The organism is Candidatus Halocynthiibacter alkanivorans (assembly GCF_003333265.1).
In the GTDB taxonomy this organism is placed as follows: Bacteria; Pseudomonadota; Alphaproteobacteria; order Rhodobacterales; family Rhodobacteraceae; genus Halocyntiibacter_A; species Halocyntiibacter_A alkanivorans.
The window spans coordinates 19,126-38,034 of the sequence record NZ_QOLB01000169.1; the positions used below are offsets into that span (position 1 = coordinate 19,126).

Consider the following 18,909-nt stretch of genomic DNA (forward strand, 5'->3'; position numbering starts at 1 on the left):
TCTTACACCGGCATCCGCAGGATTTCCTGGTAGGCTTCAACCACCTTGTCGCGCACGGTCACTGCGGTCTCAATCGCCAGTTCGGTCTGGGCCAGCGCCTGGACAAGAGACGTTGGATCGGCGCCGCCGGCCATCGTTGCCTTGGCGATGTCCTCGGTCTGTTGCAGCGACTGAGCGAAGCTGCCAGCGGCCTTGGCAAAAGCGTCGCCGGCGCCCTGACCGCCCAGGGCCGCTTTGGGCTGGGTTGCCGGGCGGGTGGCGGCGTAGCCCTGAGCGGCCATTGAAGAACGGATGTCCATTCTGGATCTCCTTATCTGCGCAGGAGTTCAAGCAGAGACGACTGCATTTGCCGCGCCTGATCAAACATTTTAAGATTGGCCTCATAACTGCGCTGCGCTTCGCGCGCGTCAGCAATTTCAACCATCAGGTTTACGTTGGATCCCTCATAATACCCATTGGCATCTGCCAGCGGATTGCCGGGATCATAGACTTGTTTCAGCTCCGCCTGGTCCAGGGCAACTTTACCCATTTCGACACCGATATTGGCGCCGCTCTGATCGACCAGGGATTGAAAATTGACGGTTTTCCGACGGTAGCCAGGGGTATCCGAATTGGCGATATTTTCGGAAACATGGCGCAAACGCCCGGCCTGGGCCTTCATGCCGCTGGCGGACAGCGCCAGAGTACTCATCAGGTCACTCATGATTTATTTCCTCCCGAGCGAAGTGCGCAAAATATTCAGCGAACTTTTGTAGACCGCCAGCGCGAGATCCTGCTGCTGGCGAACCTCTACTGATCGCATCATTTCGGTTTCAAGTGAGACAGTGTTGCCGTTGGGGGACGAAGCCCCGGGGGCGTCAACGGTGGCCATGGGTGCCTGGCTGCCGCTGGCCAGGCTGTGCCCGGCGCGGGTAGAGCGCATGTTTCCAGCCGGCGACTCATAGGTCTCCGCAAAAGAGGCGATATCCTGCGCCCGGTAGCCAGGCGTATCCGCATTGGCCACGTTTTGCGCAGTTACCGCCATACGGGCGTTGGCCTGCGTAGACATGCCCTGCGCCATCTGGAACAATTCAATTTTATCGAACATCGGGGCTTCTCCCTCGACTGGTTTCAACTAAGAGTTAACCTTGATTCCGTTAAAAAGGATTTAAGACTGAAAAGGAGTCAGAATGACGACTGTAGGATTCGATGTGTTGCAGGCTGAAGTGGCGGCGGTGAAAGCCGTCAAATCGGTGGGCCGTATAATCGAGATCGGCGGCGGCACTCTGTTGGTGTCCGGCCTGTCCGGTGTGGCGGCGCTTGGTGACATGGTCAGCGTCGGAGCTGAGCGGCGGGGCGAGGTGCTGCAGCTCGGGCGGGAGACCATCACGGTGCTGCCGGATGGCGCGCCTGAGGGGCTGCAGATCGGCGATGCGGTCGTTCACGAGGGCGGCAATGATATCGCGCCGCATGACAGCTGGATCGGCCGGGTGATAGATCCCTTTGGCCAGGCGATAGACCAGGGGCCGATTCTGCGCGGGCCCGAGCCCCGTCCACTGCGTGGTGTACCGGTCAACCCGACGGAGCGGCGGGCGCTTGGCGCGCGGCTTGAAACCGGGCTGGCGGTGTTTAATACTTTGCTGCCGATTGTGCGCGGGCAACGTATTGGTCTGTTTTCTGGTTCCGGTGTCGGCAAATCCACCCTGTTGGCAAAGCTGGCGATCGGACTTCAGGCCGACGTCGTTGTCATCGCAATGGTCGGCGAGCGCGGACGTGAAGTGCGCGAGTTTATTGAACGGGTGCTGGGGCCGGAGGGGATGAAGCGCTCGGTTATCGTGGCCGCGACTTCTGATCAGTCGCCGCTCGTGCGCCGCCGCTGTGCCTGGACCGCAATGGCGGTGGCGGAACATTTTCGGGATCAGGGTAAGCATGTGTTATTTATGGCAGATTCCGTGACGCGTTTTGCCGAAGCGCACCGTGAAGTGGCGCTTTCAGCGGGGGAAAGCAGTTCCCTGCGCGGCTATCCGCCCTCAACCTCACACATGATTACCTCGCTTTGCGAACGCGCCGGGCCGGGCAAGGGGAGCGCAGGCGATATCACCGCCGTGTTCAGTGTTTTGGTTGCTGGTTCCGATATGGAGGAACCGATCGCCGACATTTTGCGCGGGGTACTGGACGGGCATGTGGTGCTGGACCGCCAGATTGCGGAACGCGGACGGTTCCCGGCGATTGACCTGTTGCGGTCGGTGTCGCGCGCGCTGCCGGAGGCCGCCAGTGCTGAGGAGAATGCCATCATTTCAACGGCACGACAGCGGCTGGGCACTTATGACAGGTCAGAGATGATGATTCAGGCCGGGCTTTATACCAGGGGCACGGATGCCGCGATCGATACCGCGATAGAAACTTATCCGCGGCTCGATGCGTTTCTGGCTGAAGCAGAGTTTGACTCCACTGCCGCCAGTTTTAGCCGGCTGGCAGCCTGCCTGGATGGCTCGGCTGGCTGAGCGGGCGCAGCGGCAATCAGTATCTGAAAAAGTCGCTGCCGGAATGTGTGGCTAATCATCCGGCGGGCGTCAGGCGCCGTACAGGATGTCCATCAGTGTGCTCGCAGTGCTGCCCTGGTTCGATCCCTGCAAAATGCTCAGCGCCAGCGATTGGCCCTTATTGGCACTGCCGGTGTTTTCACCGTTTAGCTCTGCCCGGATGACATAGTAGCGCAACAGCTTGTCCATCTTTTCAGGATCGCCATAATCGGTGACTTCGGGCGAATCAAAAAACTGTTCAGATTTTTCACGAAACTGGATCAGCTGGGTGTCGAGGTCCAGCAAGCCGATCTCTTTGGGTAGGCCAATCGCGGTTTCAAACACTTTGCGCAGCTGAGGGTTGCCCATAACGGCAAACCAGCGGCCGTTGTCAGTGGTATCTTTCTCCACAATCGCGGTGAGATCCCGCTCCAGCGACATCGCCAGACGCATGCTTTCGTCTTGCTCGCCAACGGCGATTTCAAACTGCCGGTCCTGATAGTTTTCCGATACTTCTGCGATCAACGCGTCGGTGTCAATTGTAGAGGCTGGACCGTCTTCGCCGTCAAAGGCAAAGGCAGCCGCCAATGTTTCATAACGTTTGTCGGTCAGTTTGTTGGCCAGGTCACTGTCGTCGCCGGTGCCGTCGCTCAACACTTCTTTCAGAAAAAACTTCGAATCGATATCTTCATCAAGCCCAAAGGCACCAAGTGCCACTTTCAGCAGCTGGTAGTCACCGACCAGTTCTTCGGCGGTGGTTATTTTGCCGATATTCTCGGCAAAATAATTCAGTTCACGCTTGATCTCAGCCGATTGGTTAAAGGCCTCCTGCTGAGTCTCCTTGGTCCGGCTGAGAATCTGCCACCCATTAAATCCGGAAACGGGGATAATGGGTTGATAGCTCATTGTTCGCGACCGGCCAGCAGGCGTTCCTCACGTGGCAGAAGGCCGCGCAGGGATTTCAGCGCCTGATAATATTGCGCCTCCAGCACCCAATTGCTCGCGTCATTCAGCAGATTGCGGCTGTCCATGTCGGTCAGCACCTGGCTCAGCTGCTCAATGCCGCGCAGAAGCGGCATTTTAGCGTCTTCAGGAGCGGTGTCACCGGACAGAACCAGCTGGGCGATGTAACAGACCCGGCGTACTGGTGTGTTGACCTCATCCGGGTGGATGGCGTCGCGCAGGCGCAGGATGTTGGCATTGGGTGTGACGATGGACAGGCGCGAGCGCCGGTCGCCGTTTTCAATCACCGCGCCGTTGATCAGCACCCGTTCTTTGGGGCTGAGTTTCAGAACCAGACCGCTCATGCTGCCACCTCGTTTTGCTGCAAACCACGCATCACGGCGGTGTTGATTTCAATCAACGCGTCCACGGTGGCGGTTTTGCCCAGTACTTTGGAGCTGTGCTGTTGGGTGAATTCCGCAAGGTAAAAAATCTGTGCCCGGAGGTCCTGACTTAAACCGTTGTCGGAACCGGCAACATCTTTGGCCAGAATGGTCCAGAGTTTGCGGTTGTCGTAAAGCGCGCGCACGAAGGCGCCGTAGTCTTTGGTCTGCTGCTCAGAGGCAGCTTTGAGCTGGCGCGTGACCCGCATAAATGCACCGTATTCGGTGTCGCGTGGGGTGCGGATCGGGGCGGCAGCGGAAGAATAGGCCGTTCGGGCCATCTGTAAAGCGTTCACGTCGTGTCCTTCCAGAGACGAAAAATGCTGAAACGCGGATTTTACCGCGCGTGGTCCGGAGCGCCGTTCGGGCGCTCCGGGGTCTTATATTAGCCGAAGAGCGACAGGATCGACTGCGGCGCCTGGTTGGCGATGGTCAGCGACTGGGTTGCCAGCTGCTGCTGCACCTGAAGCGCCTGCAGACGGGCGGAAGTTTCTTCCATGTCTGCATCCACCATGCCGCCGATGCCCTGTTTCAGCGAATCGGTCAGCTGCGAGACGAACTCGGTCTGGGTTTCGATCTGACTGCGTGCCGAACCAAATTCCGCCGCAGCATCAATCGAGCCGTTGATCATGGTTTCGATATTGCTGAGCGCGGCAGAGGCTCCGCCATCGGTGGTCACGTCAATGTTATCAAGACCAAACATGCCGCCGGAGGCCTCCCCACCGGCGTTCCCAGTGGCCGAGAAGCCAACTGAAGATCCGGCATTGTCGACTTTCAGTTCCCATTCCCCGGAGGTGGAGTTCTTGGAAACCTGCGTTGAAATATCGGTCAGGCCGGCGGAGTCGATAGCGGTTTTAAGCCCTTTGGCGACGTCTTCCATGGTTTCGCCTTTACCAGCGACATATTCATAGGAATCCGAACCAATCGTGACCTTATAGCCGTCACCGTCATTCACGGAGGCGGTGTTCGAAAAGGCCACAGTCTCTGCACGTTCGCCAATGGTCGTGGTGGCGGCAGTGATGTCACCGGTTCCCGCAATTGTTACGTCTTCAAAGGCGCGGGTCGAAGTGATATCAATTTCGTAGGCATTTGTACCGTTGATGGTTGCAGTGATACCATCAAGACCAAGCGCATTGATCGCGTCTTTAATGATGATCGCCGCAGCGTCCTGATCATCAGAAGTTGCGAAATCACCAGTGGCGAAAGTCAGCTGTGCGCCGGCAACAGTGATGGACATATTCGCGTTGTCCGACATATCGGCGTCAGTTGTGGGCAGCGCAACAGTGACGCTATTCCCAGTGTTCGCAACTGCGGCGGCACTCGCTGTGGCGTTCGGTGCCAGAGAGGTGCCGGTGCCATAAGTGCCCGCAGAGGTCGACATATCCTGGCGCGAAACCGTGATGCTGGAGGCGGTCACTGTGCCGTCAGAGGAACGGTCAAGCGAGGACAGGATGTTGATGTCGTCGGTGCCTTTCAGCAGGTTCATACCGTTGAACTGCGCCGCGCCAACGATCGATCCAATCTGATCTGTCAGTTTGTTGATGTCGGTCTGGATCTTGTCTCGGTCAACGTTTTCTTCCTGGGCGGCAACGATTTTGCCTTTGATATCAGTCAGAAGATCAGTGATGGTTTCTGATGCGTTGGCGGCAACAGCAACCGATGATTCACCCAGGGCAAGGGAATCAGAGATGCCTTCAAAGCCTTTCACGTCCGATTCCATAACTTTGGAAATCGCCCAGACCGAAGAGTTGTCTTTTGCAGTGGCGACCGATTTACCTGTCGAAATCATGCCTTGAGTTTCCTCAAGGTTTTTGTTCACGCTCTTCAGGGTTTGCAGGGCAACCATCGCACTGGAGTTTGTCAGAATGCTCGACATAGCATTTTCCTTCATCTTAACGGCGCTTTGCACCGGTGTTTCATGATCCGCTTTCTGGGCGGGGAATTCGTGTCATTCTGACAGTTACGACCTGGCCGGTTCCGGTCTTGTCGCGCCACCCCCTCGGGATGCATCTGTGACCCTGAAGGGCAAAGACTAAGAGTTCGCTAAGCTTGCCCGCCAGGATTGTTCAAAGTTGAATTATTTTTTTTACGCTTTGTGAACCCGGCCGGTTGGGCGGGCGCTCAGCATGGTGATCTGCCCCGCGGGACCATAAGTCTGTAGTGGCGCCGGGCCGTTACGCAGGGTTTTGATCCGTTGCAGTGCGGCGCGGATGCCACGCGCGGTGGCCTCCATCAGCCTGGCGTTGCGCTCCACCGCATCCTGCAGCAGCTGCAATGTGGTCACTGGCAGCCGCAGTTGGGTAATATAAGTCAGCAGGCGTTCTTTTTCCGGGATCATGTTCTGCACCCGGATCAGATCCCCGTCACGCAGCGCCTGGCGCTCCTCGTCCAGCAATGTGGTCAGGACATGAACGGTTGCATTGGCAGTATAAGAGCTCATTTGCTTGATTCTTTCAGGGATTCAAAAAGGGATTCGGCAAGTCCGATGCCGCCGGCGCGCACCATCTGGTCCGCCTGGGCTTTCACCATAAAGGAAGAGAACTGTTCTTCTCCGGCGCCACCACCCATCGATTCGCGGCTTTTGCCAACACCCGCAGATTTCAGCATTTCTGCCAGAAACGTGGCTTCCAGCTCATTGGCCAGATCGCGCAGCTGTTCGTCCTGCGCCTGGTTCGGCGCCGGGCTTTGTGCCTGGGGTTTAAGCGCGGCTGGGCCGGCGGTGCTGTTGGGATCAAAAGTATTCACGGCAGATCCTTCCAAGTGGATGCATTTTTCTCTTTATGACCCATCACGGTAAAGAAGCGGTAACCAAAGCATGGGCATAGTGAAGACCTCAGAGAAGAAGTCTCGGGTTGGAAAATGCAGATACAGAATGTCTTTGCTGCCATTGGCGGTACCAGTGATACAGAGCTCCCGCCGCAGGTGGGATCCGATGGCGAATCAGGCTTTGCCGCTTTTGTTGACGCGCAGGCCCAGCTGCCTTCGCGCAACAGCGCAAAACCAAATATTCCCAATAAAATAAGTGAAAATCGCGCCAGTTCCGGGCCGGTCGACGCCGGTGTTCCCGATGATGGTGAACCGTTCCAGCGATCGGGCGGCAGCTTGTCTGAGAGCGCAGATGCGACGGGAGGTCCCGTCAAACTCTCCTCCGGCGACGATAGAGATTTGCTTGAGACCGCCGCCGGCGGGCGTGGCGAATCACTGTTTGTCCCGACGCCACAGAATGCGCCCGGGTTAACCATGGCGCAGAGCCTGTTCCAGACAGCCGGAGACACTGTTCGCGGTCCGAATGGTGAAATTGCGACACCGGTTCAGGCGGTTCAGGCAGGCGAATATATTACGCCTGAGGAAATGGCGGAGCTGTCGATGACGCCGGAGGTTCTCGCTGCATTGAGCCGGGCTGCGCAGCCGGTTACGCGCCAGACCGGGTCTGTCGAAGCCCCGCTGGGCACGGCTGCTGATCAGGTCGTCTCCGGCAGTGCCGTCTCATTTGCGGCGCAAGCCGGCGTGCCTGATGCGGCTGAAACTGGTTTGACTCAGGCGACGGTTGCCGTTTCTGCCAATCTGAATCGCCGTCAGGCCGCAGATCAGGTCAATCTGAACCGTACCCAAACGGCAGATCCTGCGCCTTTGTCCCCGCCTGGGGAAACAAGCGTGCTGAGCGCAGTTCAGCTGGCGGTTGAGGCAGTTATGGGCGGACGGGGTCAGGCAGGCGATTCCCGTGTGCCGGGCTCTGCCGAACCAGCCCAGACCCCAATCCAGCAGTCTCAACCCCAGATGCGGTTTGCGTCTGGTGACCTGTCTGTTGGTCTGCCCGCCAGTCAAGCTGGGAGCCCGTCCCAAACGGCGTTTTCGGTGCGTGCGGAGCCGGCGCAGAGTGCACAGTTGCCCCAGACTCCGGATACTGATCCGGTGCCGGAATCTGGCGTGGCGGGCCTGGAAAAACAAACCAGCATGGCGAGCCCGAAACAGAGCAGCCCCGCCGCACAGGTCCAGACGCTGCCCGATTCGCAGGCCCAGACGGCGCCACTTCGGGCTGAAACGCAGCCTGTTACGGTGGCACAGGCGTCACAAGCAGCGACACAAATTGCAATTCCAGTTCAGAATCAGGGTAAAACGCCCGCTGATGTGCTGCGCCCAGGGGCGCGGACAGCAGAGACTGAGCAACGTCCCCCGAACAGGCGTTCCGTTGACGCCGCCGGGACACCAGCGCCGGAAAATCCGGCATATCCCGCCACGCCGGTAAAAGCCGGTGCGCCACTTACAGCTTCTGCACTAAAACCGGTGCAGACGGCGCAGGCGGGGCCTTTGTTGCAGGATCCGCAACCGGTCCTGAACGAGTCGGGATCGCCGGTACGGATTGGCAACCAGGGCTTTGACATCCGCGATCCGGAGACGGTCAGCGCCGCCCCGGCCGCCACCGGAGAGGCCTCCGCCCCGGCCCAGGCCGTGACCCAGGCCGCTGCCGGGCTAGTCCCCATGAGTCTGGCGGAACTCGCGCTTGAAGCGGCACCGGATGTTGTTGCCGCTGAAATCAGCACGGAAATGTCTTCGGCAAGGGTGGAAACCGCTGCCCAGTTGCAGCAACAGCGTACTGACCTGCCGGCACGCATTGCTGCGCAACTGGCCCAGGCTGCCCAAACCATGCCTGATGCCCCGATCGAACTGGCGCTCAACCCGGAAGAACTTGGTAATGTGCGCCTGACCTTTATCGCCAGCGAGGGGGCAATGAACGTTGTGGTTGCGGCAGAGCGCGGTGAAACGCTGGATCTGATGCGCCGCAATATCGACACGCTTGCTGCTGAATTCCGCGAAATGGGCTTCAAAGATGTGTCCTTCAGCTTCAGTCAGCAGGGCGGGCAAAATTTTGATGATGGTGAACCAGGGCAGTCGGGCAATCAGAGCCAGATAGCTTCCGAACACCAGGACCTCCCGGCCGACACCCCTGATCCGGTGCGCATTGCGCTTGACGGGTCCGGCGGTGTTGACCTGAGACTTTAAAAAGGAGACGACCCATGTTGGACGTGACCCAGACTACTGCGGCGGCACAATCTTTTGGCGGCGCAGCCGTGGTCGAAGAAACAACGGACGAAACAAAATCTGATTACGATACGTTTCTGCTGATGTTGACCACCCAGATGAAAAATCAGGATCCGTCGGAGCCGATGGATTCCGCTGACTTCGCCGTTGATCTGGCGACGTTTTCCTCCGTGGAGCAACAAGTGACCACCAATGAGCTGTTGCAGGAAATGATGACCGCCCTGTCCAGTTCCGGGCTGGGCGATCTGGCGACCTGGGTCGGCATGGAAGCGCTGAGCGATTCGCCTGCCTATTTCGACGGCACGCCGGTTACCATTTATCCGGATACTGAAAGTGGTGCCATAACCACCACGTTGCAGGTAAAAAATGATGCCGGCGTTGTGGTGGATACAGTCGAATTCTCCAAGGTCGAAGAAAGCCTGACCTGGGCTGGGGTAACCGAATCAGGTGATCCTATGCCCAGTGGAAATTACACGTTCGAAGTGCAGAGCTTTGACAAAGACGGTAATATGCTTGGCTCCAGCACCGCGGAAACCTATTCAGAAGTTGTTGAAGCGCGCATGGCCGACGGGGCCTCGGTTCTGGTGCTCAGAAGTGGCGCGACAATCATGTCCGACGATGCCACCGGGGTACGCAAACCGCCGCAATCACTGCCGCTTACTTCTGAAAGTTGATCCGGCAGGTCCGGAACTGTCAGCCTGGATGAATTGTAATGGGGCTGCATGGTTGGCGGGCTCCGTTGGCATCAGCTGCATTGACACCCTCATGCCGGCCAGAGCGCCCACAAGAGGCAGCAGGCGCCCTGCGGCAGTTTTGACGACAGGCCTGCCGCGAAGATGGTGGCGTTACAGAATGCCGCTGAGAGCGATCACCGAACTGGCGAGAGCCGCGCCCAGCACCATCAGGGCGAGCGTACGCCAGGGGCCGGTGCGGGCTGGCGCTACCACCGGTTGGGACTGGCGTTGCAGCGCGGCCTCCGCCATCGCCGGCAGTTTTGGACCAAAGCGTCCCAGCACCCGGGCCGTGCGCATCAGATCACGCATCAGCGCTTTGGGGCCGATGTTCTGTTTGATGTAGTCTTCTACGATCGGATGCGCCACGTCCCAGATGTTCAGGTTGGGGTCAAAGGAGCGCGCCACCCCTTCCACCACCACCATCGTGCGCTGTAGCAGAATCAGCTCGGTGCGGGTTTCCATGCCAAAGCGTTCGGTAACTTCAAACAGATAGCTCAAAAGCCGTGCCATCGACATTTTGTCCGCATCAATACCGAAAATGGGTTCGCCGACGGCGCGCAGCGCCCGGGCAAACTCGTCCACATCCTTGTGTGGCGGCACATAGCCGGCCTCAAAGTGCACCTCAGCCACGCGCTGGTAATCGCGTTGGATAAAACCAAAAAGGATCTCGGCATAGACCCGGCGCGTATAGGCGTCCAGCGTGCCCATAATGCCAAAGTCCATCGCAATAATGTCACCGTTGGCGGCGATTTTCAGATTGCCCTGGTGCATATCCGCGTGAAAAAACCCGTCGCGCAACGCATGTGACAGGAACATCTGCAACACGCGCTTGCCCAGCAGGGTGCGGTCATGGCCAGCGGCATCAATCGCTTCCAGGTCGCTGGCGGAAATCCCTTCGGCCCAGCCCAGCGTCATCACCCTGCGCCCGGACAGTTCCCAATTTACTTTCGGGACCTGAAATCCCTCGTCGCCTTCGGTTTTGGCGGCAAATTCGGAAGCCGCGGAACTTTCCAGTCTCAGATCCAGTTCGCCACGTACCACGCCGTCAAAATGGGCAACCACCTCAGTGGGATGCAGTCGGCGCGCGGCCGGAGACAACAGTTCGATCACAGAAGCGGCGAAATAAAAGGCATCAATGTCTTTGCGGAAGGCCCGTTCAATGCCCGGGCGCAGTACTTTTACCGCCACCGGTTCATCGGTACCACTCACAACGGCCTTATGCACCTGGGCAATAGAGGCCGCCGCCACCGGTTCAGAAAATTCGGAAAACAGCGTTTCAACCGGCTGGCCCAGCTGCTCAGCGACCATAGCCATCGCCTGATCGCGCGGAAATGGCGGCAGTTTGTCCTGCAGCACCTGCAGTTGCATCGCCATTTCTTCGCCGACCACATCGGGCCGCGTCGACAGGATCTGACCGAATTTGATATAGGCCGGACCCAGCGCCGTCAGCGCCCGGGTGACCGGTGGCTGCGTCGGGTCTCCGCGATACCCGAGCCACGCAAAGGGCCAGCCCAGCACCCGGGCGGCGATGCGCAGCGAGCGTGGTGCATTCATCGCGTCCAGCGCCACACTCATGGCGCCGGTGCGTTCAAAGGTGGCGCCGGTCCGGATCAGCCGCCAGATATTATGTGGTCCGCGCATCTCAGATTTTCCAGCCCGAATGAAGTGCCGCAATGCCGAGCGACAGGTTGCGGTATTTTACGTTCTCAAACCCGGCTTTACGGATCATGGCGGCAAAAGTCTCCTGATCCGGGAACTGACGGATACTCTCCACCAGATACTGGTAGCTGTCACGGTCCCCGGTGATCATTTTGCCCATCTGTGGGATAACATTGAAGGAATAGAGGTCATAGGCCTTCTGCATCGCCGGATTGGGCAGCTGGCTGAATTCCAGCACCATCAGGCGGCCGCCGGGGCGCAGCACCCGGAAGGCCTCTTTCAGCGCGTCCTGCACCCGGGTGACGTTGCGGATGCCAAAACTGATAGTATAAACATCAAAACTGCCGCTCTCAAACGGCAGCGCCATCGCGTCTCCCACCACCCAGTCCAGATGATCGGCAAGCTTGCCTGCATCCGCGCGTTTGCGCCCTTCAACCAGCATTGATTCGGTCAGGTCGCAAACCACGGCATCGGCGCCGGGTGCGCGTTCCAGAAAACGGAAAGACACATCTCCGGTGCCCCCGGCCACATCCAGCAGACGTTGGCCCGGGCGCGGCGCCAGCCAGTCCATCATGGCCTCTTTCCAGATCCGGTGAATGCCTGCCGACATCACATCATTCATGATGTCATATTTGGACGCCACCGAAGTAAAGACCCCGTGGACCATGCCGGCCTTCTGGTCTTCTGCCACCGTCTGAAACCCGAAATGGGTGGTCTGCTCGTTCTCTGCCATGATACGCAACCTTGTTGATTGACCGCCTTATACCGGGTGTGCCCGGCGATTGAAATGCGGCAAGCGCGCGCCCGGGTCAGTAAAGGCAGTGCGCGATCAGCGCCGCTGTTGCAACGATTTTTCAAGTTGGCGCAACGCCCCAGGCGCCCTGGCGCCGCTCACGGCGGCTTGTGCTTTGATTGGGGCCGGGAATGTTTACACTGCGGCTGGATCCTGATTGAGGAAAGAGCGCCAGATGCCTGAACTGCCCGAAGTCGAAACCGTGCGTCGCGGGCTTGCGCCTGCGATGGAGGGTGTGGTGATCAAAGCGGCCGATATACGCCGTGAGGGGCTGCGCTGGCCGTTTCCCGACAATATGGCGGCGCGGCTGAGGGGCGCGCGGGTGGAGCGGTTGCGCCGGCGCTCAAAATATATTCTTGCCGATCTGGACCGCGGCGAAACGCTGCTGATTCACCTTGGCATGTCGGGGCGGATGCAGGTCTCAGGTGATCCTCTCGGTCAGTTTCACCACGATCACCCGGCAGCGCTGAAACATGATCATGTGGTGCTGGATATGGCAAACGGCGCCCGGATCACCTTCAATGATGCCCGCCGGTTCGGGGCGATGGATCTGATTGACACCGCCACTCTCGCCCAGCACCCGCTGATTGCAGTGCTGGGGCCCGAACCGCTTGGCAACGCCTTTGACGGCCCTTACCTGGTTGAGCGGTTCAAGGGTAAAAAAACGCCGGTTAAATCGGCGCTGCTGGACCAGGGAATCGTCGCTGGCCTGGGCAACATCTACGTTTGCGAAGTGCTGTTCCGGGCCGGAATTCCGCCAAAAAAACACGCAGGACAGATCGCTGCGCCGGCGGTAGCAGCGCTGGTTCCGATCATCCGGGATGTGCTGTCAGAGGCGATCGATGCGGGCGGATCTTCGCTAAAGGATTATAAGCAAGTTAATGGAAAGCTTGGATATTTTCAACATTCCTTTGCGGTATACGGTCGCGAGGCCTGCCCCTGCGTCACTCCGGGTTGCGACGGGGTTATCGTCAGAATTAACCAGTCGGGTCGTTCAAGTTTCTTCTGCCCGCTATGTCAAAGATAGCTTGCGGGAAACGTCTGGGATGCTAGGACTCGCAGTCAACGGAAACCAAAGAAGGCGTCACAGATGGCCTATAAGACTCTGATCGTCGAGGTTGAAGACCACGTTGCCCTGATCCGGCTGCACCGGCCGGACGCGCTGAATGCGCTGAATTCGGAATTGCTGGGCGAACTGGCCGTGGCGCTGGAGAGCGCCCAGAAAAATGACAAAGTCCGGGCGATTGTCCTGACCGGGTCGGAAAAAGCCTTTGCCGCAGGTGCGGACATCAAGGAAATGGCGGACAAAACGTTTAATGACGTGTTCACCGACGATTTGTTTGGCGCCCAGGCGACGGCCATCCAGACGGTGCGCAAACCTGTGATCGCCGCTGTGGCCGGCTATGCGCTGGGCGGGGGCTGCGAACTGGCGATGATGTGTGATTTCATTATCGCGGCAGACACGGCCAAATTTGGTCAGCCTGAAATCAATCTGGGTGTGATTGCCGGCATTGGTGGTACCCAGCGCCTGACTCGCTTTGTCGGCAAGTCTAAAGCGATGGAAATGCACCTGACCGGGCGTTTCATGGATGCGGAAGAAGCCGAACGCTCCGGCCTGGTGTCGCGCATCGTGCCCGCCAAGAAACTGGTCGAAGAAGCGCTGGCCGCCGCTGGCAAAATAGCCGAAAAATCGATGCCGTCGATTCTGGCAGCCAAAGAAGCGGTGAACCGCGCCTATGAGGGCACGCTGGCTGAAGGGCTTTTGTTTGAGCGCCGTCTGTTCCATTCGATGTTTGCCACCGAAGACCAGAAAGAAGGCATGCAGGCGTTTCTGGAGAAGCGTCAGCCGCAATTCCGCGATAAATAAAGCTCTGGACGGCTGCCAGCCGGCGAAAAGTGGTTGCTGGCAGTTGACTCACCCCCGACTCGTCTCTAAAGGCTCAGTCTCAGATTTCAACGAACCCGAACAGTGGGAACTCGCATCATGGCAAATACGCCTCAGGCTAAAAAACGTGCCCGCCAAAACGAACGTCGGGCTGCAGTAAACAAAGCGCGTCGCTCGCGCATCCGGACCTTCCTGCGTAAAGTAGAAGAAGCGCTCGAAGGTGGCGACAAAGCAGTGGCAGCAGCCGCACTTCGCGAAGCTCAGCCTGAGCTGATGCGCGGCGTGACCAAAGGCATCATGCACAAGAATACTGTCGCACGCAAAATTTCGCGTCTGTCGGCACGGGTTAAAGCAATCGCTGCTTAAAACCAATTCCTGATCTTTCAGGACTGAAGAGCGCGCCCCAGGGCGCGCTTTTTGCGTTCCAGGTCGGTGGTGCAAAAAACACGGTTTTTGCCGATTTGCCGCAGTCAGGGATTCTTTTCCTCAAAGCCTGAGTCAAGATCAGAGTTCTGTTGCGCGGTCACTTTGCTGATTGCTAGTTTACAGGTGCGATTCACGATCGATTTGAGGACATCTATATGAACACCGGCTCTGGCCCGGGCATCGGCGCGGTTAACCCGTCCGAAGCGTGGGAACTTTTGACTAATGACACAGGGGCCATGCTCGTAGATGTTAGGACGCAGGCGGAATGGGCTTTCGTCGGTGTTCCTGACCTTTCGGCTTTGGGCCGTTCACTCATCTGTGTTGAGTGGGCCCGCTATCCCGGGATGTCCGCAAATCAGGCTTTTTGTGAGCAAGTTATTGAGGCTCTCGGGGGGGACGTTCCCGATACGCTTTTGTTCATGTGCCGATCAGGTGTCCGTTCTCTGCATGCAGCAGAGGCGATAGTCGCCCATTTGTCCGCTGCGGGCAAACAGGTGACGTGTCTGAATGTGGCAGAAGGTTTTGAAGGCGATCTTGATCCGCAACATCACCGGGGAGCCAGCAACGGCTGGAAATCCCGTGGGCTGGCCTGGTGTCAGTCCTAAACTAACGAATAATAATATTGGGTCGATGTGGACATGACGGAAGAAACGTGGGGACGCGTGCGCGAAGAGCTGCTTGGGGTTGTTGGGCGGAACAATTACACCAATTGGATTGAGCCACTTGAATTCAGCGGGCTGGAAGAAGGGGTTGCCACCTTCTTTGTGCCGACAAATTTTATGGGGGACTGGGTGTCGCGCAATTTTGGCGACCAGATCCTGCAGCGGATGGTGGCGACCGGAAAATCGGTCAGCCGGGTGGAGTTCACGGTGCCCGCACGGGGCGGTGCTGTTGTGAAACCAGCGGCTGTCAGAGTGGACGCGGTCAGACCCGTCGCCGGGAACGCGCCAACGCTTTCGGCCAGGGCCGCACCAGCGCGCAGCGTCTCGGAATTGCCTGGTGCACCGATTGACCCGCGTTTCACCTTTGACAATTTTGTTGTCGGCAAGCCAAACGAACTGGCCCACGCCGCCGCCCGCCGCGTTGGCGAAGGCGGACCGGTCACTTTCAACCCGCTGTTCCTCTATGGCGGCGTCGGGCTTGGCAAAACCCATCTGATGCATGCGATTGCAAATGAGCTGAAGACCCGCAGCCCGGAGCTTCGCGTGGTCTATTTGTCGGCTGAGCAGTTCATGTACCGGTTTGTCCAGGCACTGCGTGACAAGCAGATGATGGATTTCAAACAGATCTTCCGCTCGGTTGATGTTCTGATGGTGGATGATGTGCAGTTCATCGCCGGCAAGGATTCCACTCAGGAAGAATTTTTCCACACCTTTAATGCGCTGGTGGATCAGAACAAACAGATCATCATTTCCGCCGACCGTGCCCCCGGCGAAATCAAAGACCTGGAAGACCGGATCAAATCGCGTCTGCAATGTGGCCTGGTTGTCGACCTGCACCCGACGGATTATGAATTGCGTCTGGGTGTGCTGCAGACCAAGGTCGAAAATTACCGGGTGCAATATCCGGGGCTGGAAATCACCCCCGGCGTACTGGAATTCCTCGCCCACCGGATCACCACCAATGTGCGTGTGCTTGAAGGCGCGCTGATGCGGCTGTTTGCCTTTGCGTCGCTGGTGGGGCGTGAGATTACCCTGGAACTGGCTCAGGACTGTCTGGCCGACGTGTTGCGCGCCTCTGACCGCAAAGTTACCATTGAAGAAATCCAGCGCAAAGTGTCGGAGCATTACAACATTCGCCTCTCCGATATGATCGGCCCAAAGCGGGTGCGTGCCATTGCGCGTCCACGTCAGATGGCGATGTATCTGTCAAAACAGCTGACCTCGCGCAGCCTGCCAGAAATCGGCCGGCGCTTTGGCGGTCGCGACCATACCACCGTGATGCACGGGGTGAAAAAGATCGAAGAACTCAAAGGCCTCGACAATCAGCTTGCCGAAGACCTGGAACTGTTGCGCCGGGCCCTCGAAGCCTGAAACAAGTGGCGCGGGGGTCTTGACGCCCCCGTCACTTCAACAGAAAGTCCGTTTCAAAGAAAAGACTTGAGCCGGGCGGCAATTGCGTTACTTTCGTCCACCCGGATTATGTTTGCGAGGGTGGCATGAAAATCAGCATTGAACGCGGTACGCTTCTGAAGGCCATTGGCCAGGCACAGTCAGTTGTCGAACGCCGCAACACTATTCCGATCCTTGCCAATGTGCTGATCGAAGCCGAAGGCGCCAGCGCGTCCTTCCGGGCCACGGATCTGGATATTGAAGTGATCGACAAGGGCGCCGCGATGGTTGAGCGCGCCGGATCAACCACGGTTTCGGCAGTGACCCTGCATGAAATCGTGCGCAAACTGCCTGACGGCGCTTTGGTCACGCTGACCGATGACGGCACCACCGGGCGTCTGACGGTCGAGGCCGGCCGTTCCAACTTCTCGCTGGCGACGTTGCCAAAAGAAGATTTTCCAGTGATGGCCTCTTCTGAATATTCGTCAAACTTCACCATCCTGGCGCCTGTGTTGCGGCGCTTGTTTGACAAGTCCAGATTTGCCATCTCGACAGAAGAGACCCGGTATTACCTGAACGGTGTTTATATGCATATCGCCGATGGCGAAAACGGTCGTGTGCTGCGCTGTGTCGCCACTGACGGGCACCGGCTGGCGCGGATTGATGCTCCGATGCCTGACAATGCGCTGGATATGCCCGGTGTGATTGTGCCGCGTAAAACTGTCGGCGAGTTGCGCAAACTGCTGGATGATGACGAGATGATGATTGCTGTTTCTGTCTCTGAAACCAAAGTGCGCTTTGCCACCCCGGACGTCACGCTGACGTCCAAAGTGATCGACGGCACGTTCCCGGATTACACACGGGTGATTCCCCAGGGCAACACCCGCAAGCTGGAAGTCGATGCGGCCGAGTTTGCCAAGGCGGTTGACCGGGTGGCCACGGTGTCTTCTGAGCGTTCCCGCGCAGTCAAGCTGTCGCTGGACGAAGACCGTTTGGTTCTGTCGGTGAACGCGCCGGATTCCGGGGCTGCCGAAGAAGAACTGGCAGTGGCTTACGGGGATGAGCGGCTGGAAATCGGCTTTAACGCCAAATACCTGCTGGAAATTGCCAATCAGGTTGATCGTGAAAACGCGGTGTTCATGTTCAACAGTTCCGGCGACCCGACCCTGATGCGTGAAGGCAATGACACCTCCGCGCTATATGTGGTCATGCCGATGCGGGTTTAGCCGCCGCTGCGCCGTCGGTCTTGCCTGCGGCGCGGATATTTGTGCCAAAAAGAAACTCAGAAACGAAACAAGGGGATGCCGCGTGGCGGGTCTGTCTCTCAGATCACTGACAGTGTCGCATTTCCGATCTCATAAGGCCGCTTGTCTGGAACTGGACGGGCGGCCTGTTGTGATTTATGGCGCCAACGGCGCCGGTAAAACCAACCTGTTGGAGGCGGTGTCGCTGCTGTCGCCAGGGCGGGGTATGCGCCGTGCTGCCAGTGATGACATTGCGCGCAGACCCGAACGGCTGGGGTGGAAAGTTTCGGCGGTGCTGGACCGGCTTGGCCAGCAGTATGAGATCGAAACCCGCGCCGCACCGGGTGCGGCGCGCCAGGTGCGCATTGACGGCAAAGCGGCGACACAAAGCGCGCTCGGACGCCTGGTGCAGGTGGTCTGGCTGATTCCGGCGATGGACCGGCTGTGGATCGAAGGTGCTGAGGGGCGGAGGCGGTTTCTGGACCGGCTGGTGCTGAGCTTTGAGCCGGGCCATGGCGACGCGGCGCTCAGCTATGAGAAATCCATGCGCGAGCGCAACCGCATGCTGAAGGATCAGGTGCGGGACCCTCATTGGTACAATGCGGTTGAAGATCAGATGGCCCGCGCTGGTGCTTTGATGATTGCCAGTCGCGCAAGGGTGCTTGAGCGTCTGCGCCTGGCGCAACAGGGGGCGCAGACCGCTTTTCCGGCCGCCGGGCTTTGTATTGAGGCCCCTGAAGAGGGCAATGATCCGCAGGGCGTCGACGAGTTGCGCTCCGCCTGGATGGAGGGACGCAGCCGGGATCTGGCCGCCGGACGCACCCTGGTCGGGCCGCACCGCATTGACCTGGCCGCCACTTATGAGGCCAAAGGCGTTGAAGCGCGTCACTGTTCCACCGGGGAGCAGAAAGCGCTGCTGATCTCACTTATACTGGCCAATGGCCGGGCGTTGGCGCAGGACCGGGGCACGCCGCCGGTCTTGCTGTTGGATGAGGTCGCGGCGCATCTGGATGCAGAACGCCGGACGGCCCTGTATGACGAGATATGCGCGCTGGGGGCTCAGGCCTTTATGACCGGCACCGAAGACAGCCTGTTTGCCGCGCTCGGCCCCCGTGCCGGGCGCATTCACGTCAGTGAAAACGGCGGTCTGTCCTCGCTCGGATGACGTTTGGGCCGGCCGTTGTAGAACTG

21 protein-coding genes are annotated in these 18,909 nt (G+C 58.6%); 10 read left to right on the top strand and 11 right to left on the bottom strand.

All coding sequences use genetic code 11. From position 1 onward, the window contains the following. Positions 1–2: 2 nt before the first annotated feature. Genes fliE through DWA01_RS22385 form a run of 3 tightly spaced genes read right to left on the bottom strand, consistent with a single transcriptional unit; the run spans position 3 to position 1,087 of the window. On the bottom strand, positions 3–299 hold the full coding sequence (gene fliE, locus DWA01_RS22375) for a flagellar hook-basal body complex protein FliE (RefSeq protein ID WP_114288025.1): 297 nt from the start codon (positions 297–299) through the stop codon (positions 3–5). Positions 300–310: 11 nt separating this feature from the next. Further along, a complete protein-coding gene (gene flgC / locus DWA01_RS22380; RefSeq protein ID WP_114288026.1) occupies positions 311–703 on the bottom strand; it encodes a flagellar basal body rod protein FlgC in 393 nt (130 codons plus the stop codon). 3 nt (positions 704–706) lie between these two features. Continuing rightward, positions 707–1,087 (bottom strand): FlgB family protein, encoded by a 381-nt coding sequence (locus DWA01_RS22385; protein ID WP_114288027.1) that lies wholly within the window; start codon positions 1,085–1,087, stop codon positions 707–709. A gap of 82 nt (positions 1,088–1,169) precedes the next feature. Here DWA01_RS22385 and DWA01_RS22390 point away from each other — a divergent pair, with 82 nt between their 5' ends. Then, complete coding sequence (locus tag DWA01_RS22390; RefSeq protein WP_114288028.1) at positions 1,170–2,483, top strand: FliI/YscN family ATPase; 1,314 nt, start codon at positions 1,170–1,172, stop codon at positions 2,481–2,483. Positions 2,484–2,552: 69 nt separating this feature from the next. Here the strand turns inward: DWA01_RS22390 and DWA01_RS22395 are convergent, their stop codons facing one another. The 6 genes from DWA01_RS22395 to DWA01_RS22420 form a co-directional block, all read right to left on the bottom strand. Continuing rightward, the gene (locus DWA01_RS22395; RefSeq protein WP_114288029.1) at positions 2,553–3,407 is read right to left on the bottom strand and encodes a DUF1217 domain-containing protein; all 855 of its coding nucleotides are present in this window, start codon (positions 3,405–3,407) and stop codon (positions 2,553–2,555) included. After that, positions 3,404–3,808, bottom strand: a complete 405-nt coding sequence (flbT, locus tag DWA01_RS22400; RefSeq protein ID WP_114288030.1) for a flagellar biosynthesis repressor FlbT — start codon at positions 3,806–3,808, stop codon at positions 3,404–3,406. Before flbT ends, DWA01_RS22395 begins: the two co-directional genes overlap by 4 nt. Further along, positions 3,805–4,182: a flagellar biosynthesis regulator FlaF gene (gene flaF / locus DWA01_RS22405; protein WP_235008679.1), complete on the bottom strand. Its 378-nt coding sequence runs from the start codon at positions 4,180–4,182 to the stop codon at positions 3,805–3,807. The genes flbT and flaF overlap by 4 nt, the downstream gene beginning before the upstream one ends. Before the next feature lie 89 nt (positions 4,183–4,271). Next, a complete protein-coding gene (locus tag DWA01_RS22410) occupies positions 4,272–5,762 on the bottom strand; it encodes a flagellin N-terminal helical domain-containing protein (protein ID WP_114288032.1) in 1,491 nt (496 codons plus the stop codon). A 210-nt stretch (positions 5,763–5,972) separates the two neighbouring features. Then, complete coding sequence (locus DWA01_RS22415; RefSeq protein ID WP_114288033.1) at positions 5,973–6,326, bottom strand: hypothetical protein; 354 nt, start codon at positions 6,324–6,326, stop codon at positions 5,973–5,975. Further along, positions 6,323–6,538, bottom strand: a complete 216-nt coding sequence (locus DWA01_RS22420) for a rod-binding protein (RefSeq protein WP_235008687.1) — start codon at positions 6,536–6,538, stop codon at positions 6,323–6,325. The genes DWA01_RS22415 and DWA01_RS22420 overlap by 4 nt, the downstream gene beginning before the upstream one ends. A 207-nt stretch (positions 6,539–6,745) precedes the next feature. Between DWA01_RS22420 and DWA01_RS22425 the strand changes: the two genes are divergently transcribed. Both DWA01_RS22425 and DWA01_RS22430 read left to right on the top strand, forming a co-directional pair. Then, entirely contained in the window at positions 6,746–8,887 is a 2,142-nt protein-coding gene (locus DWA01_RS22425) for a flagellar hook-length control protein FliK (protein WP_114288034.1), read from the top strand. Positions 8,888–8,901: 14 nt separating this feature from the next. Continuing rightward, complete coding sequence (locus tag DWA01_RS22430; protein WP_114288035.1) at positions 8,902–9,600, top strand: flagellar hook capping FlgD N-terminal domain-containing protein; 699 nt, start codon at positions 8,902–8,904, stop codon at positions 9,598–9,600. A 171-nt stretch (positions 9,601–9,771) separates the two neighbouring features. Here the strand turns inward: DWA01_RS22430 and ubiB are convergent, their stop codons facing one another. After that, a complete protein-coding gene (gene ubiB / locus DWA01_RS22435) occupies positions 9,772–11,301 on the bottom strand; it encodes a 2-polyprenylphenol 6-hydroxylase (RefSeq protein ID WP_114288036.1) in 1,530 nt (509 codons plus the stop codon). 1 nt (position 11,302) lies between these two features. Continuing rightward, entirely contained in the window at positions 11,303–12,052 is a 750-nt protein-coding gene (gene ubiE / locus DWA01_RS22440; RefSeq protein WP_114288037.1) for a bifunctional demethylmenaquinone methyltransferase/2-methoxy-6-polyprenyl-1,4-benzoquinol methylase UbiE, read from the bottom strand. Positions 12,053–12,287: 235 nt separating this feature from the next. Here ubiE and mutM point away from each other — a divergent pair, with 235 nt between their 5' ends. The 7 genes from mutM to recF all read left to right on the top strand — a co-directional run bounded on the left by mutM (position 12,288) and on the right by recF (position 18,883). Then, positions 12,288–13,139 carry a bifunctional DNA-formamidopyrimidine glycosylase/DNA-(apurinic or apyrimidinic site) lyase gene (gene mutM / locus DWA01_RS22445; RefSeq protein ID WP_114288038.1) on the top strand — a complete coding sequence of 284 codons (852 nt, stop codon included), beginning with the start codon at positions 12,288–12,290 and terminating at the stop codon, positions 13,137–13,139. 63 nt (positions 13,140–13,202) lie between these two features. Further along, a complete protein-coding gene (locus tag DWA01_RS22450; RefSeq protein ID WP_114288039.1) occupies positions 13,203–13,979 on the top strand; it encodes an enoyl-CoA hydratase in 777 nt (258 codons plus the stop codon). Positions 13,980–14,096: 117 nt separating this feature from the next. Beyond that, the gene (gene rpsT / locus DWA01_RS22455) at positions 14,097–14,363 is read left to right on the top strand and encodes a 30S ribosomal protein S20 (RefSeq protein ID WP_114288040.1); all 267 of its coding nucleotides are present in this window, start codon (positions 14,097–14,099) and stop codon (positions 14,361–14,363) included. Between the two features lie 215 nt (positions 14,364–14,578). Then, a complete protein-coding gene (locus DWA01_RS22460; protein WP_114288041.1) occupies positions 14,579–15,028 on the top strand; it encodes a rhodanese-like domain-containing protein in 450 nt (149 codons plus the stop codon). A 33-nt stretch (positions 15,029–15,061) separates the two neighbouring features. Beyond that, positions 15,062–16,456, top strand: a complete 1,395-nt coding sequence (gene dnaA / locus DWA01_RS22465; protein ID WP_114288042.1) for a chromosomal replication initiator protein DnaA — start codon at positions 15,062–15,064, stop codon at positions 16,454–16,456. A 125-nt stretch (positions 16,457–16,581) separates the two neighbouring features. Next, positions 16,582–17,700: a DNA polymerase III subunit beta gene (dnaN, locus tag DWA01_RS22470; RefSeq protein WP_114288043.1), complete on the top strand. Its 1,119-nt coding sequence runs from the start codon at positions 16,582–16,584 to the stop codon at positions 17,698–17,700. Positions 17,701–17,782: 82 nt separating this feature from the next. Beyond that, complete coding sequence (recF, locus tag DWA01_RS22475) at positions 17,783–18,883, top strand: DNA replication/repair protein RecF (RefSeq protein ID WP_114288044.1); 1,101 nt, start codon at positions 17,783–17,785, stop codon at positions 18,881–18,883. Positions 18,884–18,909 lie beyond the last annotated feature (26 nt).

Coding starts and splice junctions, on each gene's coding strand:
- fliE (WP_114288025.1), bottom strand. CDS start 299: ATGGACATCCGTTCTTCAATGGCCGCTCAGGGCTACGCCGCCACCCGC.
- flgC (WP_114288026.1), bottom strand. CDS start 703: ATGAGTGACCTGATGAGTACTCTGGCGCTGTCCGCCAGCGGCATGAAG.
- DWA01_RS22385 (WP_114288027.1), bottom strand. CDS start 1,087: ATGTTCGATAAAATTGAATTGTTCCAGATGGCGCAGGGCATGTCTACG.
- DWA01_RS22390 (WP_114288028.1), top strand. CDS start 1,170: ATGACGACTGTAGGATTCGATGTGTTGCAGGCTGAAGTGGCGGCGGTG.
- DWA01_RS22395 (WP_114288029.1), bottom strand. CDS start 3,407: ATGAGCTATCAACCCATTATCCCCGTTTCCGGATTTAATGGGTGGCAG.
- flbT (WP_114288030.1), bottom strand. CDS start 3,808: ATGAGCGGTCTGGTTCTGAAACTCAGCCCCAAAGAACGGGTGCTGATC.
- DWA01_RS22410 (WP_114288032.1), bottom strand. CDS start 5,762: ATGTCGAGCATTCTGACAAACTCCAGTGCGATGGTTGCCCTGCAAACC.
- DWA01_RS22415 (WP_114288033.1), bottom strand. CDS start 6,326: ATGAGCTCTTATACTGCCAATGCAACCGTTCATGTCCTGACCACATTG.
- DWA01_RS22425 (WP_114288034.1), top strand. CDS start 6,746: ATGCAGATACAGAATGTCTTTGCTGCCATTGGCGGTACCAGTGATACA.
- DWA01_RS22430 (WP_114288035.1), top strand. CDS start 8,902: ATGTTGGACGTGACCCAGACTACTGCGGCGGCACAATCTTTTGGCGGC.
- ubiB (WP_114288036.1), bottom strand. CDS start 11,301: ATGCGCGGACCACATAATATCTGGCGGCTGATCCGGACCGGCGCCACC.
- ubiE (WP_114288037.1), bottom strand. CDS start 12,052: ATGGCAGAGAACGAGCAGACCACCCATTTCGGGTTTCAGACGGTGGCA.
- mutM (WP_114288038.1), top strand. CDS start 12,288: ATGCCTGAACTGCCCGAAGTCGAAACCGTGCGTCGCGGGCTTGCGCCT.
- DWA01_RS22450 (WP_114288039.1), top strand. CDS start 13,203: ATGGCCTATAAGACTCTGATCGTCGAGGTTGAAGACCACGTTGCCCTG.
- rpsT (WP_114288040.1), top strand. CDS start 14,097: ATGGCAAATACGCCTCAGGCTAAAAAACGTGCCCGCCAAAACGAACGT.
- DWA01_RS22460 (WP_114288041.1), top strand. CDS start 14,579: ATGAACACCGGCTCTGGCCCGGGCATCGGCGCGGTTAACCCGTCCGAA.
- dnaA (WP_114288042.1), top strand. CDS start 15,062: ATGACGGAAGAAACGTGGGGACGCGTGCGCGAAGAGCTGCTTGGGGTT.
- dnaN (WP_114288043.1), top strand. CDS start 16,582: ATGAAAATCAGCATTGAACGCGGTACGCTTCTGAAGGCCATTGGCCAG.